The following is a 21,596-nucleotide window of genomic DNA, read 5'->3' as shown; positions in this document are numbered from 1 at the left end:
GAGCGTTTCAGATCAGGAATAGCGCGATAAACCCGGCCAATAGCGCGATGGTGCTCGTCACGCCGACATATAGGCCGATCTTCCGCGTGCCGACCGATGCGGCCATCACTGCCTTGGATACCGTATTGACGGCAACCGTCGTGCCAATGGCATGGGTCGCTGTGGCAAGGTCGATCTGATGGCCGCCAAGACGCGCCATCGAAATGGTCACCGCATCGACATCAGCAATACCGGAGGCCGCGGCCACCGCCATCACCCCCGCATCGCCAATCCAATGATGCACGACCTGTGACAACAGAATGACCATAGCGATCACAGCCGCTAATTTCAGTGCGGTGCCGAGTTCGAGCGGGTTGGTGATGACGATCTGCGGATGGGCGTTTTTGGGATTGCCGATCAACAATATGGTCGCACCTATCCCCAGCGCCAGCCCCATGCTGACAAGCGGGAACAGCATGGGGCCAAGCAATGCGCCGTTCAACAAGGTCGCGACCACGCCGACGCGTATGAGCATGACCGTACTCGACAACAAGATGCCGCCCGCCAACAGACGGTCTGATCCGGGTTGTTGTTCCCCTAGTCTGGCGAAGGTCAGGGTCGTCGCGGTCGAGGAGGCCAGCCCGCCTGCGATGGCGGCCATCGTCACGCCCAGCCGGTCGCCAAACAAGCGAATGGCGACATAGCCGCCAAAGGAAATCGCCGCGATCATGATCGCCAGCAACCAGATTTCGGAAGGGTTGATGGAGTTCCAAGGGTCGATCATGCGATTGGGCAGGACCGGCAGCAGCAGGAAGGTCATCGCCAACAGGATCAGGACCGCGCGTATATCTTCCCAGCGCAAGCGAGCGATCCAGCGATGCAGCGGTTCGCGTAGAGCGAGCATCCCCGTCATCGCGACGGCGCAGGCAATGGCGAGGTGCAAATCGCCCAGCACTGCATAAGCGCCAAGGCAGAAGGTCAGCATCCCAGCCACGACCGAGGTCGCGCTCAGTTCGCGATGGGTTTGGGCCTCCATCCATTCGAATGCGCCGAATACGGCGGTATAAGCGATGAAGATCGCGCCAAGCGCAATCGGGCCGCTGACCTGTGTCAACGCACCCGCGACCCCGCCCAACAGGCCTGTCAGCGCAAAGGTGCGAAAACCGGCGGCGCGCTGGCCATCTTCATGGTCACGAGAATGCCAACCGCGTTCCAGACCGACCAGCAGCCCGACGGCAAGCGCAACAGTGAGGCGGATCAACAGGCTATCCATCCCCGCAACATGCCCCGGTTGCGCGATCAGCACAATGGTTCGTCAGTCAATTGCCGGCCAATTACTCTTTTGCCGGCACGCCATAGAGATCATGATCGTCAGCATCTTCGATCAGGACCGAGATGATGTCGCCGGATTTCAGCCCTTCGGCATCGCGCAGGAACACATTGCCGTCGATTTCCGGGGCATCCGCCTGTGAACGGCCATTGGCGCCGCCATCTTCATCGACCTCGTCGATAATGACGGGCAGGGTGCGACCAATCTTCGCCTGCAACTTGGCCGCCGAAATCGCGGCGGTTTTTTCCATGATGCGGGCGAAGCGTTCTTCCTTGACCTCTTCCGGCACCGGATTGGGAAGGTCGTTGGCCGCCGCACCCGCAACCGGTTCAAACCGGAACGCGCCGACGCGATCGAGCTGTGCCTCGTCCAGCCAATCGAGCAGATATTGGAAATCTGCCTCGGTCTCACCGGGGAAGCCGACGACGAACGATGAACGGATCGCAATATCCGGGCAGATGTCGCGCCATGATTTGATGCGTTCCAGCACCTTGGCTTCGTTCGCCGGGCGCTTCATCGCTTTCAATACATTGGGGGCGGCATGTTGGAACGGAATGTCGAGATAGGGCGTGAGCAGCCCTTCGGCCATCAGCGGGATGACCTGATCGACATGGGGATAGGGATAGACATAATGCAAACGGACCCATGGGCGGCCATCCGGCCCTTCCAACTGGCCCAATTCGCGGGCGAGATCGGTCATATGGGCGCGGACCTCGCGGCCCTTCCAGTTGCGGACCTCATGCTTGTTGTCGACGCCATAGGCCGAGGTGTCCTGCGAAATGACGAGCAATTCGCGGGTGCCGGCCTGCACCAGCTTTTCCGCCTCGCGCAGCACGGCATCGATCCGGCGAGACGCGAGATCGCCCCGGATCGACGGGATGATGCAGAAGGAACAGCGATGGTTGCAGCCTTCGGAAATCTTCAAATAGCTGTAATGGCGCGGCGTGAGTTTCAGCCCGCCTTCCGGCACGAGATCGGTGAACGGCGAGGGCGGGACGGGCGCATTGTCATGCACCGCGTTGACTACCGCTTCATATTGATGGGCGCCGGAAATGGCGAGCACATCGGGGAAGCGCGCGCGGATCATTTCGGCTTCATTGCCGAGGCAACCGGTGACGATCACCCGGCCATTTTCGGCCATGGCCTCGCCAATCGCCTCCAGACTCTCTTCCTTGGCGGAATCGAGAAAGCCGCAGGTGTTGACCAGCACGATATCGGCATTGTCATAATCGGGCGACAGGTCATAGCCGTCCGACCGGAGCTTGGTCAGGATGCGTTCGCTATCGACCAATGCCTTGGGGCAGCCGAGGGAGACCATGCCGATTTTCGGCGGAGTGGGTAAGATCTTTGCCATTGGGCCGCGCCTATACGTGAATGCAGCGCAGGAGTCACGAAAAGCGTGAAGGCCGTATGCGCCAAGTTTTTTTGGTCACATTTAGGGCTGTTGATCTGGCGAGATTCGGTTTGACACGTCGCCGCTTTCACTAGACGCTGATGATCTTGGTGGAATGCAGGAATATCAACGCCCCAAGACGAACAAAGACAAGTCCCAAGACCAACAAATAAGGGAGAGGAACATGCTCGTTACGTTCACCAGCACCGACCGTGTCGAGACCGCGATCAACGCGGCGCAGGTCAGCTTTGTTACCCCGGTTTCTGATGGCACCCGCATTCGTTTTGGCGAGGGACGCAGTGTCACGGTGATCGAACCGCTGGCGGAGGTGGTCGAATTGCTCAACCGCACATTGCGTGGGCCGGAAGGTTAAGGTGCGGACGACGTTGTTGTCGCTGCCAAATCTTGATGACGGCGGGGCGTTTCATCGCAGGGAGTAGGCTTTGCGCCTCCTCCCTCGTCATTCCCGCGAAGGCGGGAATCCATATAGCACTATCTGAGAAGGGTGCGCCCACGCCTCGGTTCACACTGTCTGGATTCCCGCCTTCGCGGGAATGACGGCGTGTCGAACTGAAGGCGCGGAGAATAACTGGCGCGGAGAATAGCCCCTATTCGTCGCGCGAGACTTTTTCCTGACGTTCGTGACGTTCTTGCGCCTCGACGGTCATGGTGGCGATCGGGCGGGCTTCGAGCCGGGCGAGTGAAATCGGTTCGCCGGTCACTTCGCAATAGCCATATTCGCCATCTTCCAGCCGACGCAGCGCGGATTCGATTTTGGAAATCAATTTACGCTGGCGGTCGCGGGTGCGCAGTTCGATCGACCAATCCGTTTCGGAGGAGGCGCGGTCGGCAACGTCCGGTTCACGCAGCGAATCATTCTTGAGCTGGGTCAGCACTTCCTTGGATTCGCGCAGGATCGATTCTTTCCAGTCGATCAGCTTGCGCCGGAAATATTCCTGCTGACGGTCGCACATAAAGGGTTCTTCGGGGGTAGGGCGGTAGTTGTCGTCCAACACGGCACTTCCCATCGCGCCATTTTCTGAGCGATTATCAGTATTTGCCGTTACGTCGTTCATTCTGATCTCCGCCCTGTCAGATGTAAATACTTGCGACCTACCCTGCATGACATGCCCGACGGATCATTATTCTGTCCGCCAATCCATGTCTTCGGTCGGGGCTATAACCCCGCGCAAGGACCGATACAAGCGACCAAGTCAGGCTGATGGCGATTTCATCCGCTCGCGGTCGGAGTTGCCTGACGCGAGATCCGGTGGCGATGTTCGCGATAAATAGTCACAAGGCCCGCTGTGATGATGATTGCGGACCCCAGCCAGGTGGTGCCGGGGGGAATATTATTCCACACCAGAAAGCCGACAAGCGTGGCCCAGAGCAATTGGGTGTAATCGAACGGCACCACCACCCCGACGGGGGCAAAGCGCAATGCTGCCGTCATGAATAATTGGGCGATAGCACCGATGCCGCCCATGGCTGCGAGCATGGCGATTATGCGCCAATCATGCATGTGGCCGAACCAGGGCATCAGCATGGAGAAGATCAGAAACGCGCCGATGGTGAACCAGAAGACGATGGCGGTGGCGGATTCAGTGTCGCTGATCTGGCGGACGGTGACGGTGACCATCGCGATGCCGATGGCGGACAGCACCCCGGCGATCAGTCCGTCCAGTGGCAAATGATGGTCGGTAAAGCCGGGCAGCATCACCACCAGCACACCCAGAAAGCCGAAGATGACGGCGGTGATGCGCCAAATGCCGATCCGTTCGCCAAGCAGCATTGCGGACATGAGGGTGGAGAAAATCGGCGCGGAGAAGCTAAGGGTCGAGGCCTCGGCAAGCGGCAAAAGGGTGATCGCGTAAAAGGTGAAAAACATCGAAATCACGCCGATGCCGGTGCGTTGCAGATGCGCGAACGGTCGCGCGGTTCTGATCGAATGCAGCCCGGGTCCCAATAATGTCCACAGCAACACCACCGGGGCCGCGAACAGGGAGCGATAGAAGACGATCTCGATCGTATTGACCCCGGCTTCCGATGCAATTTTCGATAATGTCCACATCAGGGTGAACAAAATGGTCGCAAGGCAGCGGCACAAAATGGCGCGGCCCGGTTGGTGTTGCGGCTGATGTGGCGGGTGCATGATGCCGCTTTGGAATGGGCGTGCGATAAACGCAATGCTTTAGCGTCTCGTGGCGCTTTCCAAGCCGGTGATGATTGGCTAGATGCACATGCATCATGCATGCTTATGCGAATCCCGCCCGTTTTTTGAAGATCGCACGCCCGTTGACGGGCTGGCTTGGCCTTGTCGGCGGCGTGCTGCTGATCTTGTGCGTCGTTTATGGCGTGTTGTTCGGCCCTGCCGATTATCTTCAGGGCGATACGGTGCGGATCATATATATTCACGTACCTGCCGCATGGCTGGGCATGGCGGGGTGGAGCGGGATCGCCATTGCCAGCGCGATGCAATTGATCTGGCGGCACCCTTTGGCGGGCGTGGCGGGTCGGGCCTGTGCATTGCCGGGCGCGGTGTTTGCGGCGATTTGCCTTGCGACCGGTGCGATCTGGGGGCGGCCCACATGGGGAACGTGGTGGGAATGGGACGGGCGGTTGACGTCGATGCTGGTCCTGTTCTTTCTCTATCTCGCTTATATGGCGCTGTCGCGGGCCGAGCGCGATGCCGATGGAGAGTCCGCAGGCGAAGGGCGGATGACCGCGATTTTCGGGCTGATCGGTGCGATCAACCTGCCAATTATCCATTATTCAGTCTTGTGGTGGCGGACCTTGCATCAGGGCCAGAGCATCAGCCTGATGAAGGGATCGAGCATTGACGCGTCGATGCTGTGGCCGTTGTTGGGCGCAGCGGTCGGTGCGAGCCTGTTGTTCGGCGCGATTGTGTTGATGCGGATGCGGGCCGAACTGGCCGAAACCAAATTGGAGATGCGCATGCGTCGACTGGCGGCCTCGTGAACCAGTGGCATTTTGTGATTGCGGCTTATGGCGTGAGCGTGCCTGCGCTTGGCTGGCTGGTATTGGTCAGCTTCAACCAGATGCGCCGCGCCGAACAGGCCGTGGATGAGATGATGCGAGGGCGCAAGTGAAGGCCAAGAACCAACGGCTGATCCTGATTGTTGCGGCTGTGGTCGCGATGCTGGGGGCGGTGCTGCTCGCGATGTCGGGCCTGAAGGATCAGGCGGCGTATTTTTATGCGCCGTCCGATGTGCTGCGTAGCCCACCTGCGCTTGATCGCGATGTGCGGCTGGGCGGGATGGTGCGCACAGGCTCGGTCAAGAAACTGGCCGATGGGGTGACGATCCGCTTTGTCGTGGAAGATGAGCGTCATGCGATTCCGGTGGAATTCAAGGGCATTGTCCCCGATCTGTTTCGCGAGGGTTCGGGCGTGGTGGCCGAGGGCAAATTCGTGACGCCGGGCCAATTTGTGGCCAGCAATATCCTCGCCAAGCATGATGAACGCTATATGCCGCCGCAAATGGCGGGCGATAAGCACAAGACCGGACGCGTGAGCTGATGTTGGCAGAATTCGGACTGGCCGCCTTGTGGCTGGCGGCGGCGCTGGCGGCGTTGCAGATGTATGCGGGGCTGTTTGGCTGGCGTCAGCCGGACGGGCCGGTCGCGGCGCTGGTAAGGCCGGTGGCGGTGATGCAGGCGGTGCTGGTATCGGGCGCGTTTTTGACCCTGATTGCGTTGTTCATGCGGACCGATTTATCGGTCAGGCTGGTGGTGATGAATAGCCATGCGGCCAAGCCGTGGCTGTATAAATTCGCAGGCACTTGGGGCAATCACGAAGGGTCGATGCTGTTGTGGGTGACGGTGTTGGCCGTTGCGGGGGCGATGGTCGCGCTGTTGGAAAAGCGGCTGGAGCCGAAAACATTGGTCGCGACCTTGGGCGCGCAGGCGCTGATCGGCCTTGGTTTTTACGCCTTTCTGCTGATCGCCTCCAACCCCTTTGCGCGGCAATTGCCCGCAGCGAGCGAGGGGCAGGGGCTGAACCCGTTGTTGCAAGATCCGGGGTTGGCCTTCCATCCGCCGACGCTGTATTTCGGCTATGTCGGGATCAGCATCGCCTTTGCCTTTGCGGTCGGCGCGTTGATCACCCGTGATGTCGGCCCGGCCTTTGCCCGCGCCATGCGGCCATGGGTACTGATTTCATGGGTTTTCCTGACGGTTGGAATCGTGGCGGGCAGCTATTGGGCCTATTATGAATTGGGCTGGGGTGGCTGGTGGTTCTGGGACCCGGTCGAAAATGCGTCGTTGATGCCGTGGCTCGCGGCGACGGCCTTGCTCCATTCGGTGACGGTGCTGGCGACGCGCGACGGCCTTCGGGCATGGACGGTGATGCTGGCGGTGGTCGCGTTCTCGATGTCGATGGTGGGCACATTTTTGGTGCGTTCCGGCATTTTGACGAGTGTGCATAGCTTTGCGGTCGATCCGCAGCGCGGCAGTTTCTTGTTGATGCTGCTCGCGATCTATATTGGCGGCGCGCTGGCGTTATTTGGTCTGCGGATCGGCACGGTGCGCGAGGGCAATCAATTCGATCCGTTGAGCCGCGAGGCCGGGCTGGTGATCAACAATCTGTTGCTGTCGGTGCTGTTGGCGATTGTGTTTATCGGCACGCTCTATCCCTTGGCGGCGGAAGTGATGACGGGTGATAAGCTGTCAATCGGCCCGCCTTATTTCAATTCGGTCAGTGCGGCACCTGCGTTGATCCTTGTCGTGTTGATGGGGGTCGGCCCGTTGGTCCGTTGGCGGCGCGATGAACCCGGCGCGGTGGCGCGGCGCGTACTGGTTCCGGCCTTGGCGTTGCTGTTGGCGGCGGTGATCGCTGTGGTGATCTGGGGCGGGAAGATCGGCATTTTGCCGTTGCTCGGCCTGATTGTCGCCGGTGGTACGGCGGTGGCGAGCCTTGCGCCGCTGGCCAAGCGCAGCCTGCGCCGGACGCCATTGTTTACATGGGGGATGGTGATTGCTCATCTCGGCGTGGCGGTGAGCCTTGCGGGCATGGCGGCGGATAGCGCGTTCATGCAGGAGCGGCTGATCGCGATGAAAATTGGCGATGTCGCGGAGATTGGCGATTTCCATGTGCGCTTCCATGATGTCCGTCCGGTGGCGGGGCCGAATTGGACGGCGGTCGAGGCGGAATTACAGGTCACGCGCGGCAGTTCCCACATTGTCCGGGTGATGGTGCCGGAATCGCGGCAATTCTGGTCGCCGATGACGGAAACGTCCGAGGCCGCGATTGCGACGCTTTGGGATGGCCAGCTTTATACCGTGATCGGCAAGGCCGATGGCGCGGGCGGTTGGCAGATGCGTTTGTGGTGGAAGCCCTTTGTCACGTTGATCTGGTTAGGCGGTTTGATGATTGCCCTTGGCGGGCTGCTGGCGCTGATCGGGCGGCTGTGGCGTGAGGGCGGGGCAGAGGTCTGGAAGAACTGGCGGGCGGGCCGTGGGCGTGTTGCAGCATCGGGAGCCGCGCGATGAAAAAGCTCGCGATCTGGGCACCGTTTGTGCTGTTCCTGATTTTTGTCGGGGTGGTCGCGCGTGGGCTGATTCAACCGGGTGGCCGGGTGGTGCGTTCGGCGTTGGTGGGCAAGCCTTTGCCTGTATTTACGTTGCCCGCCGCAACCAAAGGGGTGCGCGGGCTGAACACCGCCGATCTGGCGATGGGCCAGCCCCGGCTGCTCAATATCTTTGCAAGCTGGTGCATCCCCTGCATCGCGGAAGCGCCGGTCTTGCTCGAACTCAAGGCCAAGGGCGTGGCGATCGATGCCATCGCCATTCGCGATACGCCGCAAGATGTGGCGCGCTTCCTTGCCCGCAATGGCAATCCCTATCAACGCATCGGCAGCGATGTCACCAGCGCCGTGCAATTGGCGCTGGGGTCTTCGGGCGTGCCGGAAAGCTATGTCGTGGATGGCAAGGGCGTGATCCGTTATCAGCATGTCGGCGATATTCGCTCGGAAGATGTGCCGATGATCCTCGATCAGATGGAGGTCGCGCGATGATGCGGCATTGGCTGGCCCTGATCCTGATGGCGATGTTGCTGCCCGGCGTGGTGCAGGCGGATAGCAATCTGCCGCCCGCCGCCCTTGCCAACACGCAATTGCCCGATGCCAAGCAAGAGGCCGAGGCCAAGGCGCTGATGGAAACATTGCGCTGTGTTGTGTGTCAGGGGCAAAGCATTGCCGACAGCAATGCCGAAATGGCCGGCGATATGCGGGCCTTGGTGCGGGGCAAGGTGGCGGCGGGCGAAAAGCCGGATGCGATCCGCGCCTGGTTCATCGAACGTTATGGCCCTTGGGTCAGTTACAAACCGGAAATGAGCGCGATCGCTGCCCCGGTGTGGATTGTGCCTCTGGTCGTTTTTTTCATCGGGCTGTGGCTGGTGCGTGGTCGTTTTCGCCAACGTTCTTCAAATGCGCGACCGTCTGACAAGGGTGAAGCGTGATGGGGTGGTTCTGGCTGATCTTGTTGTTGGCGGCGGCATTGGCAGGGCTGGCACTTGCGCTGCGTCATAGGTCCGCGCGCATGTGGCCGGTGGCGGCGGTGCTGTTGCTCGGTGCTGTGGGCTATGGCTGGCAGGGTCATCCCCAATCGGCCGGTCAACCCGCGCCGACGCCGCCTTCATCCACCAAGGAAGAGGGCGCGTTGAAAAACGAAGTCGATGCCGTGGCTAAGGGCGCGCAGAATGCGGACGGGTTGTTCGTGTTGGCCTTGGCGCAAGAGCAAAAGGGCGATCACCGCATGGCGGCGGCCCTGTTGGCGCGTGCGGCGCAGATGCAGCCGGACAATGCGGATATTTGGGTGGCGATGGGCAATGCATTGGTGTTGCATGCGGGGGGCTTGCTGACGCCTGCCGCCGATCTGGCGTTTGACCGGGCGTTGGCGATTGCCCCTGATCATCCGGGACCGGCTTTTTTCAAAGGCTTGGGGCTGGCGCAGGCGGGGCAATATGATGCGGCGGCGGCGATCTGGGCGAAATTGCTGGCGAGAACGCCCAAAGACGCGCCATGGCGAGCCGATCTTGAACAGCGTCTGGCCGAGATCGCCCAGATGACAGGTGATTCGGATGCCACTGCGCCCGCCGCAGCCTCGGCACGTTGATCCTTTTTTACTGAATTAATAAAATTTCCCGGAAATCTGCCGTATGTAGCGCGATTGCAGGGCCATAGGGGCTGTGCTAGTGCGCGGCGTCCTATCCCGCCTTCTTGGGAGTGCAGGACGTTTAATATACGGGCAATTTAGCCGATGACCACAAGCGCTTCCGACATGAATACATCCCCGACACAGGCTGGCGATACGCCGGTTGGTGGACATCATGTCCATGGGTCGTTGTTGAGCCTCGCGATCAGCGCGGTCGGCATCGTGTTTGGCGATATCGGCACCAGCCCGATTTACGCCTTTCGTGAAACCTTTGGCGGGCATCATCGGCTCGCGCCCGATCCGATGCATATTTATGGCGTGTTGAGCCTGATTTTCTGGTCGATGATGATCGTGGTGACGATCAAATATGTCAGCATCATCATGCGGGCCGATAATAAGGGCGAAGGCGGTAGCCTTGCGCTGCTGGCGCTGATCAACCGCAAATCGCCGGATGCGAAATGGAGCATGTCGATTGTGCTGCTCGGCGTGTTTGCGACAGCGCTTTTTTATGGCGACAGCATGATTACGCCTGCGATGTCGGTGTTGTCGGCATCCGAAGGTCTGATGGTCGTCAATCCCGGTTTCGAGCCATTTGTGCTGCCGATTGCGATTGCGATTCTGGTGGGCCTGTTCATGATTCAGGCGCGCGGCACGGCAAAGGTCGGGTTATTGTTCGGGCCGATCATGGTCATCTATTTCATCGTGCTGTCGGTATTGGGGTTGAGCCATATCGTCCAGGCCCCGGAAATTCTCTGGGCGCTCAATCCGATGTATGCGGTGGAGTTTTTCAGGATCGACGGGGTCAAGGCGTTTCTAGCGCTTGGTTCTGTCGTGCTCGCGGTGACGGGGGCAGAGGCGCTGTATGCCGATATGGGGCATTTTGGCCGCAATCCGATTCGCGTGTCATGGCTGTTCTTCGTCTTGCCAGGGCTGATGCTCAACTATCTGGGGCAGGGCGCGATGATCATTTCGCTTGATCCGGTGGCGGCGCAGGCGGCGATTTTCAACCCGTTCTTCTTGCTCGCGCCAGAAGCCTTCCGCTTGCCGCTCGTGCTGCTGGCGCTGATGGCGACGGTTATTGCCAGTCAGGCCGTGATTTCGGGTGCGTTCTCGTTGACGCAACAGGCGATCCAGCTTGGCTTCATCCCGCGTCTGCGTATCGCCCATACCAGCGCACGCGCCGCCGGGCAGATTTACATCCCGGCAATCAACTGGGCGCTGATGGTCGCGGTGATCGCTTTGGTCTTGATGTTCCAGTCGTCGAGCAACCTCGCGGCGGCTTATGGTATTGCGGTGACGGGGGCGATGTTCATCGATACCTGTCTGTTGGCGGTGGTATTGTTCTCCTTGTGGCATTGGAACAAATTGCTGGCGGTGCTGGTGTTGACGGTGTTCCTTGTCGTCGATGTCGCCTATTTCGCGGCGAACCTGACCAAGGTGCCGGATGGCGGCTGGTTCCCATTGTTGGTCGGGCTGATCATCTTTACATTGCTGACCAGCTGGTCGCGCGGGCGCAAGCTGATGCTGGAACGGATGCGTGAATCGGCGATGCCGCTTGGCATCTTCATCAAATCGGCGGCCAATAGCGCGTCGCGCGTGTCCGGGACGGCGGTGTTCATGACATCGACCCCGGAAGGCGTGCCGCATGCGTTGCTGCACAATCTGAAGCACAACAAGGTGCTGCATGAGCGTGTGGTGCTGTTGACCGTGCGGATCGAAGATGTGCCTTATACCGATGAGACGCGGCGGTGCAGCATGAGCGATCTCGGGCAGGGCTTTTTCCGCCTCGTCATTCGCTATGGCTTTATGGAAGAGCCGAATGTGCCGGATGCGTTGAAGAATCTGGGCAATTGTGGCGGTGCGACGTTCAACATGATGGACACGAGCTTCTTCCTCGCACGGCAGACCTTGTTGCCGTCATCGCGCCCCGGCATGGCCGTATGGCGCGAACATCTGTTCGCATGGATGCTGCGGAACGCAGAAAGCGCGATGGAGTTCTTCCGCTTGCCGACTAACCGCGTGGTGGAGCTGGGTAGTCAGGTCGAGATTTAATTGCAGGGCGGGGTACACCTCCGTCGTTCCGTGCGCGGTTAGTTTTTTTGTTTGTTCCCTCAAGCGCCGGGCGGCGACATCCGTCGCCTTGGCTTTCCTCGCAATAAGCTCGGGCGCGCGTTCGCGCTTGCGGCGGCGATGCCGCCGTTGGTGGCACTATCTTAGGGTTGCGCATGACAATTGCCACCAACGGCACGCAGTGCCGCAAGGCCGAATGGCCGCCGCGCCTTATTGGCGCGAAAGCCTAAGCGGGCGGATGCCCGCGCCGGCGACTGAGGCTAAAGCAAAAAAAAGCTCCCCTAAAAGGGGAGCGTCACCAGATCGCCGGGGGCGATGCCCTGGGCGACGGCTTGGCCGCCTGCGATTTCCAGCACCGCGATGACGGGCTCGTTGGAGGACACTGGGTCGAGCGTTTCCGGCACGGTGTTTGCCTCGATCCGGGCGATGGTGCGGTTGGGGCGGATGAAGATCATGTCGAGCGGGATGAGGGTGTTCTTCATCCAGAAGGCCACATCGCGCGGCGGCAACATCGGAAAGATCATGCCGCGATCAGGCGCAAGCTTGGTGCGAAACATCAAGCCGCGCGATTGTTCTTCTGCAGTCTGCGCGATTTCGACGGTGAAGCGACGTTCACCCTTCATGGTCGCAATGGACAGGGTTTCGGTGGCAAGGCCGCTTTCGGCCTCATTCTCGGTCGCATTGGCGTTGGAGAAGGGCGCGCTGCCGCCTGCATGGCAGGCGGCAATCGGCAAGACCGCGACACCGATAAAAAGGGCAAGCCGCAGCGCATGACGCATGTTAACGCGCCTTATTCTGGCAATTCACGGTTGACCACGACAGCCAGCCGCCCCTTGCGGCCCGCTGCGATGCGGGCGAAAAGCCGCTCGCCCGGTTCGACTTCTTCGATGCCGCCGCGACGCAGGGTTTCCATGTGGAGGAACACGTCTTCGGTCGTGCCATCCGGCACCACAAAGCCATAACCCTTCAGCCGGTTGAACCATTTGACCGTGGTGGGTGTATATTCGCCTGCATCATCGACCAAGGCGACCGGGTCGATGCGGTCAGCCGCGCGTTGTGCGATTTCCTGCAAATCCGGGCCTGTGGCGCAGCTTAGGTCAATTGCCGTGACGCGGTCGGCCTGACGGCCCCGGTCACGCTGCACTACCGTGCAATCGATCCGCGCACCTTCCGGCAAGCTACGGCGATCATGTTCGCGCAGCAGCGAAAAATGGATAAGCACGTCACCCAAACCATCATCTGGCACGATGAACCCAAACCCCCGGGTGGCATCGAACCATTTCACTAAGCCTGAAACAACCTGTTTACCCGCTTCTTCACCGGTCCCGCTCGCCTCTACATTTTCGTGCTCAGGCGATGTGTCCCGTTCTGTCATCTCTTGTACTTATCCCGCGTGTTACAACAAGATCACGTATCAGCAGGCCATTGGTGCCTTCGTCAATGGTTTAGTTTCCGAAGTTTTCAATTTTCATCAATGTCAGTAGCGCTCATCTGTGATATTTTATGTGCAATATCATAAGGATGTCCGGCTCTGACCAGCTTTCCGATGGTTTGGTGAATTTGATGTTCATTTTCTTTAACGGGACGGAAAGGCCCAATTCGGTGGCGTCTGGCGAATCGCAACGCAATGTCCATCGGACTTTCCGCTTCTCTTTCATCCTCGCCCGTCCCTTCATGCGGGGTAAGGCTAATGTCTTCAACGACATCGCGGGCAATGCCGTTGCTTCTTAAATTGTCGCGGACCCGCCTGTCGCCATAGCCGCTGGCGCGTAGCGAGGATGCTTTCATTTCGGCCCATGCGCGATCATTGACATAGCCAAGCGTGACACAGCGGGCGAGAATGTCGGCAATCTGGGCATTGAGGGTCGATGCGACGGCTTCATCAATGCTATCGGCGTGCCGTGCTTCCATGATTTTGCGCGATAAATAGCGCTGGAGCTTGACGCTGGTGGTGGCATAGCGCGCGACATAATCAAGCGCGAGCCGGTCCAGCCGGGCAGAGTCGAGCTTCATTCCCTTTGGCCGTGCGGGGGGGCGTGCCGATGGCCGTGTTGAGGTGTCACCCGATTGATCGGGCGTAGCTTGTGTATTTTCGTCGGCCAATTCGTGCGGAAAAGTTGCACTTTTCGTGCCCTGACGTGTAGAGCGCCATTTTTGTGCCATAGTGCGGTCCGATGTAGTGCTCCGGTTCACCCATACCTAGCCCGATGGCGAGGGTGCGGGAAGACCATTTGGCTATTCGGTCCTGAACAGGCTGATCTAAAGCAGGCCGGACACCACAAGCCGGTCGCAAGCAGGAAAGTATATTATGTCGCCCATTCCGTCGCAAAGCTGCCCCACGGATGACCATCTAGCCCGCCGGTTCGCCGATTTTGGCACCTTGGGTGAGGCGTTGGATTATGCGGCAACGGGCCTGCGCGGCCTGAATTTTCATGATGCGCGCGGCTCTTTGGTGCGGCCTTATCGCTTTGCCGAGATGCGGGTGGATGCGCTGGCACAGGCGGCGCGGCTGATTGCCGATGGCGTGAAGCCCGGCGACCGCATCGCGTTGATCGCCGAAACTGGCCCGGATTTCGCGGCGCTGTTTTTCGGTGTGATCTATGCGGGCGCATGGCCGGTGCCGCTGCCGTTGCCGACGAGCTTTGGCGGCAAGGAAAGCTATATCGACCAATTGAAGGTGCAATTGGGCAGTTCCGATCCCTCGATCCTGTTCTATCCGCCTGAACTGGAAACAATGGCGGGCGAGGCCGCGCGTCAATGCAATGTGCGCGGACTGGATTGGGAGAGCTTTTCCGCGAACGACGCGCCTGCGGTGGATTTGCCACAGGCCGATCCGGACGACATCGCCTATCTGCAATATTCATCGGGTTCGACCCGTTTCCCGCATGGGGTGGCGGTGACGCACCGGGCGTTGCTCAACAATCTGTCCGCCCATGCCCATGGGATGGAAATCACCACCGGCGACCGCTGCATTTCGTGGCTGCCTTGGTATCATGACATGGGTCTGGTCGGTTGCTTCCTGTCGCCGGTCGCCAATCAGGTGTCGGTCGATTATCTCAAGACCGAAGATTTTGCGCGGCGTCCGCTGGCGTGGCTCGATATGATCAGCCGCCATGACGGCACGTCGATCAGCTATTCGCCGACCTTTGGCTATGACATTTGCGCGCGTCGCATCAGCCTCCAGACCAATGTCGCTGACCGTTTCGATCTGTCGCGCTGGCGCATCGCAGGTAATGGCGCGGATATGATCCGCCCGGATGTGATGCAGGGCTTTGTCGATGCGTTCCACCCGGCGGGCTTCAACGCCAGCGCCTTTTTGCCGAGCTATGGCCTTGCCGAGGCGACGTTGGCTGTCACCATCATGCCGCCGGGCGAGGGGATTGTCGTCGAACTGGTCGAAGAAACCGAATTGTCGGGCGCGGATGCGCGGCCCAATCGGCCACAGCGTTTCCGCTCGATCGTGAATTGCGGCAAGCCGGTGAAGGACATGGTCGTCGAAATCCGCGAGGAAGACGGCACATTGCTACCTGAAAAGGCGATCGGCAAGGTCTGGTGCAAGGGCATTTCGATCATGACCGGCTATTATCAGGACGAGGAAGCGACCGAAGCCTGTATGGCGGATGGCTGGCTCGATACCGGGGACATGGGCTATTTGTCGGACGGCTATTTGTATATCGTGGGCCGCGCCAAGGACATGATCATCATCAATGGCAAGAACCATTGGCCGCAGGATATCGAATGGGCGGTGGAGCAATTGCCGGGCTTTAAATCGGGCGACATCGCTGCTTTTGCGATCACCACGCCGGGTGGCGAAGAAACGCCTGCCGTGCTGGTGCAATGCCGCACGACCGATCCGATGGAGCGTAGCCGGTTGCGCGATGCGATCCGCGAACGCGTCCGCGCGATTACCGGCATGCATTGCGTGGTCGAACTGGTGCCGCCGCGCACCCTGCCGCGCACCTCTTCGGGCAAGTTGAGCCGGGCCAAGGCGCGGAACCTCTATCTGTCAGGCGAGATCCAGCCTTACGATATTGCGGCGTAGTTTGATTGTTCCCTCAAGCGCCGGGCGGCGACATCCGTCGCCTTGGCTTTCCTCGCAATAAGCTCGGGCGCGCGTTCGCGCTTGCGGCTGCTCACGCAGCCGTTGGCGGCAATTTCCAAGGGCTGACCTAGCTATCCCCCACCAACGGCGGCATCGCCGCCGCAAGGCCGAACGGCCGCCGCGCCTTATTGGCGCGTAGCCAAGGCGACGGATGTCGCCGCCCGGCGCTTGAGGCTAAAACAAAAGACTCCACGCCTTGAACGCTTCGCGGCCACGGCTGGAGTAGAGCAATTTCCGGTCGGCCTTTTTGCTGCGGCCCTGCAATTCGAGCGGCGGGAACAGGCCGAAATTCACGTTCATCGGTTGATAGCTATCGGCCTCTGCGCCGCCCGTGATGTGATGCAGCAATGCGCCGAGCGCGGTTTCTTGCGGCGGCGGGGGGAGCGTTTTGCCGGTCAGTTCCGCCAGCGCGAAACGGCCTGCGATCAGGCCGATGGCGGTGGATTCGACATAGCCTTCGCAGCCGGTGATCTGGCCCGCAAAGCGGATATGCGGCGCGGATTTGAGGCGCAATGTTTCATCCAGCAAAATGGGAGAGCGGATGAAGCTGTTGCGATGCAGGCCGCCAAGCCTTGCGAATTCCGCATTTTCCAAGCCCGGAATCGTGCGGAAGATGCGGACCTGTTCGGCGTGTTTCAGCTTGGTCTGGAAACCGACGATGTTCCACAAGGTGCCAAGCGCATTGTCCTGCCGCAATTGCACCACTGCATAGGGCCAGCGCCCGGTGCGCGGATCATCAAGGCCGACCCCCTTCATCGGGCCATAACGCGGCGTATCCAGCCCGCGTTCGGCCATCACCTCGATCGGCATGCAGCCATCGAAATAGGGGGTGTCCTTTTCCCATTCCTTGAACTCGGTCTTTTCACCGGCGATCATGGCGGCGTGGAAGGCGATATATTCATCCTTCGACATCGGGCAGTTGATATAATCCTTGGTCTCGCCCTTGTCCCAGCGCGATTGGAGCCAGCAAATGTCCATGTTGATGCTGTCGCGATAGACGATGGGCGCAATCGCATCGAAAAACGCCAGCGCATCCGATCCGGTACGCCGCGCAATCGAGGCGGCGAGGCCGTCTGCGGTCAATGGCCCGGTGGCGATGATGACCGGCACGCCGTCATCGGGAATGTCATCGACCCGTTCGCGCACGACCTCGATATTCGGATGGTTGCTGAGCGCCTGTGTCACATAATTGGCGAAGTCCTCGCGCGCGACGGCGAGGGCGGAGCCTGCGGGCAGGCGAGTGGCGGTTGCCGCCTGCATGATCAGCGAATTGAGATCGCGCATTTCCTGATGGAGCAGGCCGACGGCATTGCGTTCGGCATCGTCGGAGCGAAAGCTGTTGGAGCAGACCAGTTCCGCCAGCGCGTCCGTTTCATGCGCGGGGGTCATATGCCCGCCGCCACGCATTTCCGATAATTTGACGCGGATACCGGCCTCGGCCAATTGCCATGCCGCTTCCGACCCGGCGAGCCCGCCGCCGATGATGTGAACCTGATGTTGCATGGCCTTGCCGATAGGCGGAATCAGCAAGGGGAGTCTATTTTTTTGTTTTAGCCCTCAAGCGCCGGGCGCGGGCATCCGCCCGCTTGGCTTCCTCGCAATAAGCTCGGGCGGCCGGTCGGCCTTGCGGCGCTTACGCGCGGTTGGTGGCCGTTGCCAAGCGTCTTTATACCCCCTCCACATCCAGCGCGCCGCCGGTGCTGCCGATGACCCGCGCTTTTGCGCCAAGTACGAGATCGGGACCGTTGGCGAGCCATTCGGTATCGCCGACCTTGACCCGGCCCTGACCATTTTCAAAGCCCTGTGTCACCGTCACGACATGGCCGATCAACCGCGCCGTGCGGTCGTTGAGCATCGGATCGTCCGACACGGTCGGATGGTCGTGGATCACGCGGCGGCCCAGATAGACCGAGCCAATGGCCGTTACCGCCGCGACCGCCAATTGCGCCGAATGGCCAAGGTCGAAGGCCATGGTCGCGAGGCCAGTGACCAACGCCGCGCCGCCAAGCCAGATCAGGAACACGCCGGGGATCACCATTTCGGCAATGGCGAGGGCGAAGGCGAGGCTGAGCCACCAAAAATGGGGCGCGAGTTGGTCGATCATCATCGCCTCACGATGTCTTGTCGGTCAGCGTACCGCGCAGCAATTCGCCGATGCCGCCAAGCGACCCCATCAATTGCGTGGCTTCGACCGGGAAGAGGATGGTCTTGGCATTCGGGCTGGTCGCGAACTGGCTGATCGCCTCGACATATTTCTGGGCGACGAAATAGTTGATTGCCTGACTATTGCCCGACCCGATGGCATCGGACACCATTTGGGTTGCCTTGGCTTCGGCCTCGGCGGAGCGTTCGCGGGCTTCTGCGTCGAGGAATGCGGATTGGCGACGGCCTTCGGCCTCCAGAATTTGCGCCTGTTTCAGGCCCTCTGCGCGGTTGATTTCATTCTGACGCGCGGCTTCGGATTCGAGGATGGTCGCGCGTTTTTCGCGTTCGGCCTTCATCTGGCGGCCCATGGCGTTGACGATGTCCATCGGCGGGCGGATGTCCTTGACCTCGACCCGGGTGATCTTCACGCCCCATGCGATGGTGGCATGATCGACCACCGACAACAGCCGGGCGTTGATTTCGTCACGTTTGGACAGGGTTTCATCAAGGTCCATCGCGCCCATCACGGTGCGCAAATTAGTGGTGACGAGGTTGAGGATCGCGACATAAAGGTCGGACACTTCATAGGCCGCGCGGGCGGCATCAAGGACCTGAAAAAAGACCACGCCATCGACCGACACCATGGCATTGTCCTTGGTGATGATTTCCTGCCCCGGAATATCCAGCACCTGTTCCATCACATTGACCTTGCGGCCCACGCGATCGAAAAACGGCATGATGAAGTTGAAGCCGGGATGGGCGACATGGGTGAAACGCCCGAAGCGTTCAATCGTATATTGATAGCCTTGGCGGACAACGGTGACGCCCATGAACACAAAGACAATCGCCATCACCAATGCGATCAGTAAAAACCCTTCCACAGACATTCCCCTTGTACACCCGAGGACCAGACTTGATCTTCCGGCAATTAATGTGACAAGCCTTTCGGCGGTTGCCAACCATTATCCATCACCAGAGGTTTCAATTTGATGATCGTCGCCCCGCGCTCTGCTCTTTATCTGCCCGCCAGCAATGCACGTGCCATTGAAAAGGTGCGGGGGCTGGCCTGCGATATGGTGATCCTCGATCTCGAAGATTCGGTGAAGGATGAGGATAAGCCGGTGGCGCGCGCGGGCGCAGTCGCTGCGATGCAGGCAGGATTTCCGGGCAAGATCACCGCAATCCGCGTCAATGCGGTCGATAGCCGCTTTCACGCCGATGATCTGGCGGCGGTGGCAGGGGCAGCGTGCGATTTGTTCGTACTGCCCAAGGTCGAGGATGCGGCGGATGCGGCGCGGGTGGCGCATCAACTGGGCCGTCCGGTCTATGCGATGATCGAGACGCCCTTGGCGGTGCGCCGCGCGTATGAAATTGCCGCCGAGCCTGCGGTTGTCGGGCTGATCATGGGCAATAACGATCTCGCGCATGTGCTGCATCTGCCGGACGATCCGGCGCGGACAGGCCTGCAATATGCGATGCAGGTGGCGGTGATGGCGGCGCGGATGGCGGGCATCACTGTATTGGATGGCGTGTTCAACAAATTGAAGGATGAGGCCGGATTAGCCGCGGAATGCGCGCAGGGGCATTTGCTCGGCTTTGATGGCAAGACGTTGATCCATCCCAATCAGATTGACACAGCCAATGCCGCATTCGGGCCGGATGCACAGGCGATTGCCGAGGCGCAGGCCTTGATTGCCGCCGCGACCGGCGGGGCGGAGCGTTATCAGGACCGGATGATCGAAACGATGCATGTGGAGTCCGCGCGTCGTTTGCTTGCCCGCGCGCGCGTTTGAATTTGCGACCAGTGGCGCATGTATCGGTGAGGCATTTGCGTAAGGTAGCTGCGGCGCTCCTGTTGCTGGCGGGGCTGGCGGGGGCGACCCATGCCGTGCTGCCACGCGCCAATGCGCCGGTGGCGACCTTGCCGGATCAGGCGATCAGCGAGGCCGATCTGATGCAGCATATCGAGGTGCTGGCGAGCGATGCGTTTGAGGGGCGTCGGGCCGGGACCGAGGGCGAGCAAAAGACCATCGCCTATATCGCCAAGCAGTTCGAGGCGCTGGGCGCGGTGCCGGATGGGGCGAATGGCCAATGGTTCCAGCCGGTCCCGCTGGTGGAGCGCCGTCCGTTCAAGGCGACGGGCAAGTTTAAATTCGCTGGCGGGTCGATGTCGCTTTCCTCCGATGGATTGATCGCGACGACCCGCGAGGAACAGCTCAGCTTGCGTAATATGCCGATCTTGTTTGCGGGCTTTGGCCATCAATTGGATCAGGCGGAGGTCAAAGACCGGCTGATATTGCTCTTGTCCGATAAGCCGCCGGGCGGGATTGCGCCGATGGTGATGACGGATGTGCGGAGCAGCCTTGCCGCGCGTGGGGCAGGCGGGGTGATATTGGTTGCCCCGCATGATGTGACATGGCAGCGCATCCGCGAATTGAACCGTGGCCCGCGCACGATGCTGGCCAATGATCCGGCACTGGCCGCCAGCATCATCCTGCCGCGCGATCAGGTCGATCAGATGGCGCAGCGTGTGGGCCGCAGCCTTGATGGCCTGATCGAAGAGGCGGGGCGGGCGGATTTTCGGCCCATGATGCTGCCGGTTACTTTCAGCCTGCACGCGACCAGCATCATCCGGGCGTATGACGGCTATAATGTGGTCGGGCGCATTCGGGGCCGAGCGGGCAATGGCACGGGTAATCTCGCCGGGGCGATTGTCCTGTCCGCCCATCATGATCATCTTGGCATTTGCGCACCCAAAAGCGAGCGCGACCGTATTTGCAATGGTGCGGTCGATAATGCGAGCGGCGTGGCGATGATGATCGAGGTGGGACGGCGGCTTAATAAGGGCGCACCACTGGCGCGCGATGTGATCCTGATCGCGACGACGGCGGAGGAATTGGGCTTATTGGGCGCGCGTTATTATGCGGGGTCGTTGCTCGGTATCAAGGCCGAGGTCGTGGCGGCGCTCAATATGGATACGGTGGCGGTGGTGCCGCGCGGGGCCAAGATCGGCGTGATCGGGCGCGGGTTGACCGTGCTTGATCCGCTTATCGACAAGATCGCGCATGATATGGGGCGCGAGGTGGATGATCGCCCTGTCCATAATGCGTTGTTGCGGCGTCAGGATGCTTGGGCCTTTATGCAGGCCGGGGTGCCTGCGGTGATGGTCGGCGGATTTTTTACCGATGAGGCGCGGCTCAAGTCATTCTTTGATAAGCCTTATCACCTCCCCGAAGATGATCTGAGCCACGCGATTGAACTGGGCGGCGCGGCGCAGGATGCGGATTTGATGGTCCGGCTGGCCCGCACATTGGCCGATCCAGCGCAATTTCCGGGAAAAAGTCCTCCCACACCCTAGCGAAACCCGACATCCCCCCTTATAGGGTCAGCGCACGACTCATTCGCAG

General features: G+C 60.3%; 22 protein-coding genes. 12 read left to right on the top strand and 10 right to left on the bottom strand.

Translation table 11 applies throughout. The features are described 5' to 3' along the window. Window positions 1–7: 7 nt before the first annotated feature. On the bottom strand, window positions 8–1,285 hold the full coding sequence (locus K6117_RS04485) for an MgtC/SapB family protein (RefSeq protein ID WP_221792505.1): 1,278 nt from the start codon (window positions 1,283–1,285) through the stop codon (window positions 8–10). 28 nt (window positions 1,286–1,313) lie between these two features. Then, entirely contained in the window at window positions 1,314–2,663 is a 1,350-nt protein-coding gene (gene rimO, locus K6117_RS04480) for a 30S ribosomal protein S12 methylthiotransferase RimO (protein ID WP_221792504.1), read from the bottom strand. Between the two features lie 223 nt (window positions 2,664–2,886). Here rimO and K6117_RS04475 point away from each other — a divergent pair, with 223 nt between their 5' ends. Then, a complete protein-coding gene (locus K6117_RS04475) occupies window positions 2,887–3,075 on the top strand; it encodes a hypothetical protein (protein WP_221792503.1) in 189 nt (62 codons plus the stop codon). A 235-nt stretch (window positions 3,076–3,310) separates the two neighbouring features. On the opposite strand, the gene dksA is transcribed toward K6117_RS04475, so the two are convergent. Beyond that, on the bottom strand, window positions 3,311–3,730 hold the full coding sequence (gene dksA, locus K6117_RS04470; RefSeq protein ID WP_246604886.1) for an RNA polymerase-binding protein DksA: 420 nt from the start codon (window positions 3,728–3,730) through the stop codon (window positions 3,311–3,313). A gap of 203 nt (window positions 3,731–3,933) precedes the next feature. Continuing rightward, window positions 3,934–4,854 (bottom strand): DMT family transporter, encoded by a 921-nt coding sequence (locus K6117_RS04465; RefSeq protein WP_221792501.1) that lies wholly within the window; start codon window positions 4,852–4,854, stop codon window positions 3,934–3,936. Between the two features lie 95 nt (window positions 4,855–4,949). Between K6117_RS04465 and ccmC the strand changes: the two genes are divergently transcribed. From ccmC to K6117_RS04425, 8 genes are all read left to right on the top strand, one after another. Further along, the gene (gene ccmC / locus K6117_RS04460) at window positions 4,950–5,681 is read left to right on the top strand and encodes a heme ABC transporter permease CcmC (protein WP_221792500.1); all 732 of its coding nucleotides are present in this window, start codon (window positions 4,950–4,952) and stop codon (window positions 5,679–5,681) included. Beyond that, window positions 5,678–5,812, top strand: a complete 135-nt coding sequence (locus K6117_RS04455; RefSeq protein WP_221792499.1) for a heme exporter protein CcmD — start codon at window positions 5,678–5,680, stop codon at window positions 5,810–5,812. Before ccmC ends, K6117_RS04455 begins: the two co-directional genes overlap by 4 nt. Then, window positions 5,809–6,240 carry a cytochrome c maturation protein CcmE gene (gene ccmE / locus K6117_RS04450; protein ID WP_221792498.1) on the top strand — a complete coding sequence of 144 codons (432 nt, stop codon included), beginning with the start codon at window positions 5,809–5,811 and terminating at the stop codon, window positions 6,238–6,240. The genes K6117_RS04455 and ccmE overlap by 4 nt, the downstream gene beginning before the upstream one ends. Continuing rightward, a complete protein-coding gene (locus K6117_RS04445) occupies window positions 6,240–8,210 on the top strand; it encodes a heme lyase CcmF/NrfE family subunit (protein ID WP_221792497.1) in 1,971 nt (656 codons plus the stop codon). The genes ccmE and K6117_RS04445 overlap by 1 nt, the downstream gene beginning before the upstream one ends. Next, window positions 8,207–8,734, top strand: a complete 528-nt coding sequence (locus K6117_RS04440; protein ID WP_221792496.1) for a DsbE family thiol:disulfide interchange protein — start codon at window positions 8,207–8,209, stop codon at window positions 8,732–8,734. Before K6117_RS04445 ends, K6117_RS04440 begins: the two co-directional genes overlap by 4 nt. Further along, window positions 8,734–9,177: a cytochrome c-type biogenesis protein gene (locus tag K6117_RS04435; RefSeq protein ID WP_221792891.1), complete on the top strand. Its 444-nt coding sequence runs from the start codon at window positions 8,734–8,736 to the stop codon at window positions 9,175–9,177. Before K6117_RS04440 ends, K6117_RS04435 begins: the two co-directional genes overlap by 1 nt. Then, on the top strand, window positions 9,177–9,833 hold the full coding sequence (locus K6117_RS04430; RefSeq protein ID WP_425514688.1) for a tetratricopeptide repeat protein: 657 nt from the start codon (window positions 9,177–9,179) through the stop codon (window positions 9,831–9,833). Before K6117_RS04435 ends, K6117_RS04430 begins: the two co-directional genes overlap by 1 nt. Window positions 9,834–9,998: 165 nt before the next feature. Then, window positions 9,999–11,924, top strand: coding sequence for a potassium transporter Kup (locus tag K6117_RS04425; protein WP_221792890.1), 1,926 nt, complete (start codon window positions 9,999–10,001; stop codon window positions 11,922–11,924). A 299-nt stretch (window positions 11,925–12,223) separates the two neighbouring features. On the opposite strand, the gene K6117_RS04420 is transcribed toward K6117_RS04425, so the two are convergent. The 3 genes from K6117_RS04420 to K6117_RS04410 form a co-directional block, all read right to left on the bottom strand. Continuing rightward, window positions 12,224–12,721 (bottom strand): DUF192 domain-containing protein, encoded by a 498-nt coding sequence (locus K6117_RS04420; protein ID WP_221792494.1) that lies wholly within the window; start codon window positions 12,719–12,721, stop codon window positions 12,224–12,226. Between the two features lie 11 nt (window positions 12,722–12,732). Next, on the bottom strand, window positions 12,733–13,317 hold the full coding sequence (locus K6117_RS04415) for a cold shock domain-containing protein (RefSeq protein ID WP_221792493.1): 585 nt from the start codon (window positions 13,315–13,317) through the stop codon (window positions 12,733–12,735). Between the two features lie 86 nt (window positions 13,318–13,403). Then, window positions 13,404–13,955 carry a regulatory protein RecX gene (locus K6117_RS04410; RefSeq protein WP_221792492.1) on the bottom strand — a complete coding sequence of 184 codons (552 nt, stop codon included), beginning with the start codon at window positions 13,953–13,955 and terminating at the stop codon, window positions 13,404–13,406. Window positions 13,956–14,250: 295 nt separating this feature from the next. Between K6117_RS04410 and K6117_RS04405 the strand changes: the two genes are divergently transcribed. Then, a complete protein-coding gene (locus K6117_RS04405) occupies window positions 14,251–15,984 on the top strand; it encodes a fatty acyl-AMP ligase (RefSeq protein ID WP_221792491.1) in 1,734 nt (577 codons plus the stop codon). A gap of 234 nt (window positions 15,985–16,218) precedes the next feature. On the opposite strand, the gene trmFO is transcribed toward K6117_RS04405, so the two are convergent. From trmFO to K6117_RS04390, 3 genes are all read right to left on the bottom strand, one after another. Further along, window positions 16,219–17,547 carry a methylenetetrahydrofolate--tRNA-(uracil(54)-C(5))-methyltransferase (FADH(2)-oxidizing) TrmFO gene (trmFO, locus tag K6117_RS04400; protein ID WP_221792490.1) on the bottom strand — a complete coding sequence of 443 codons (1,329 nt, stop codon included), beginning with the start codon at window positions 17,545–17,547 and terminating at the stop codon, window positions 16,219–16,221. Between the two features lie 163 nt (window positions 17,548–17,710). Continuing rightward, complete coding sequence (locus tag K6117_RS04395; protein ID WP_343211741.1) at window positions 17,711–18,151, bottom strand: NfeD family protein; 441 nt, start codon at window positions 18,149–18,151, stop codon at window positions 17,711–17,713. A 4-nt stretch (window positions 18,152–18,155) separates the two neighbouring features. After that, window positions 18,156–19,040: an SPFH domain-containing protein gene (locus K6117_RS04390; protein ID WP_425514687.1), complete on the bottom strand. Its 885-nt coding sequence runs from the start codon at window positions 19,038–19,040 to the stop codon at window positions 18,156–18,158. Between the two features lie 135 nt (window positions 19,041–19,175). On the opposite strand from K6117_RS04390, the gene K6117_RS04385 reads away from it, so the two are divergent. Both K6117_RS04385 and K6117_RS04380 read left to right on the top strand, forming a co-directional pair. After that, the gene (locus K6117_RS04385) at window positions 19,176–19,982 is read left to right on the top strand and encodes an HpcH/HpaI aldolase/citrate lyase family protein (RefSeq protein WP_246604802.1); all 807 of its coding nucleotides are present in this window, start codon (window positions 19,176–19,178) and stop codon (window positions 19,980–19,982) included. 35 nt (window positions 19,983–20,017) lie between these two features. Beyond that, on the top strand, window positions 20,018–21,547 hold the full coding sequence (locus tag K6117_RS04380) for a M28 family peptidase (protein ID WP_221792487.1): 1,530 nt from the start codon (window positions 20,018–20,020) through the stop codon (window positions 21,545–21,547). The last annotated feature ends 49 nt before the right edge of the window (window positions 21,548–21,596 follow it).

This window comes from Alteraquisediminimonas sediminicola (assembly GCF_019740335.1).
Lineage (GTDB): Bacteria > Pseudomonadota > Alphaproteobacteria > Sphingomonadales > Sphingomonadaceae > Alteraquisediminimonas > Alteraquisediminimonas sediminicola.
The sequence above is the reverse complement of the archived record's forward strand: the minus strand, read 5'-3'. Positions and strand labels throughout refer to the sequence as shown.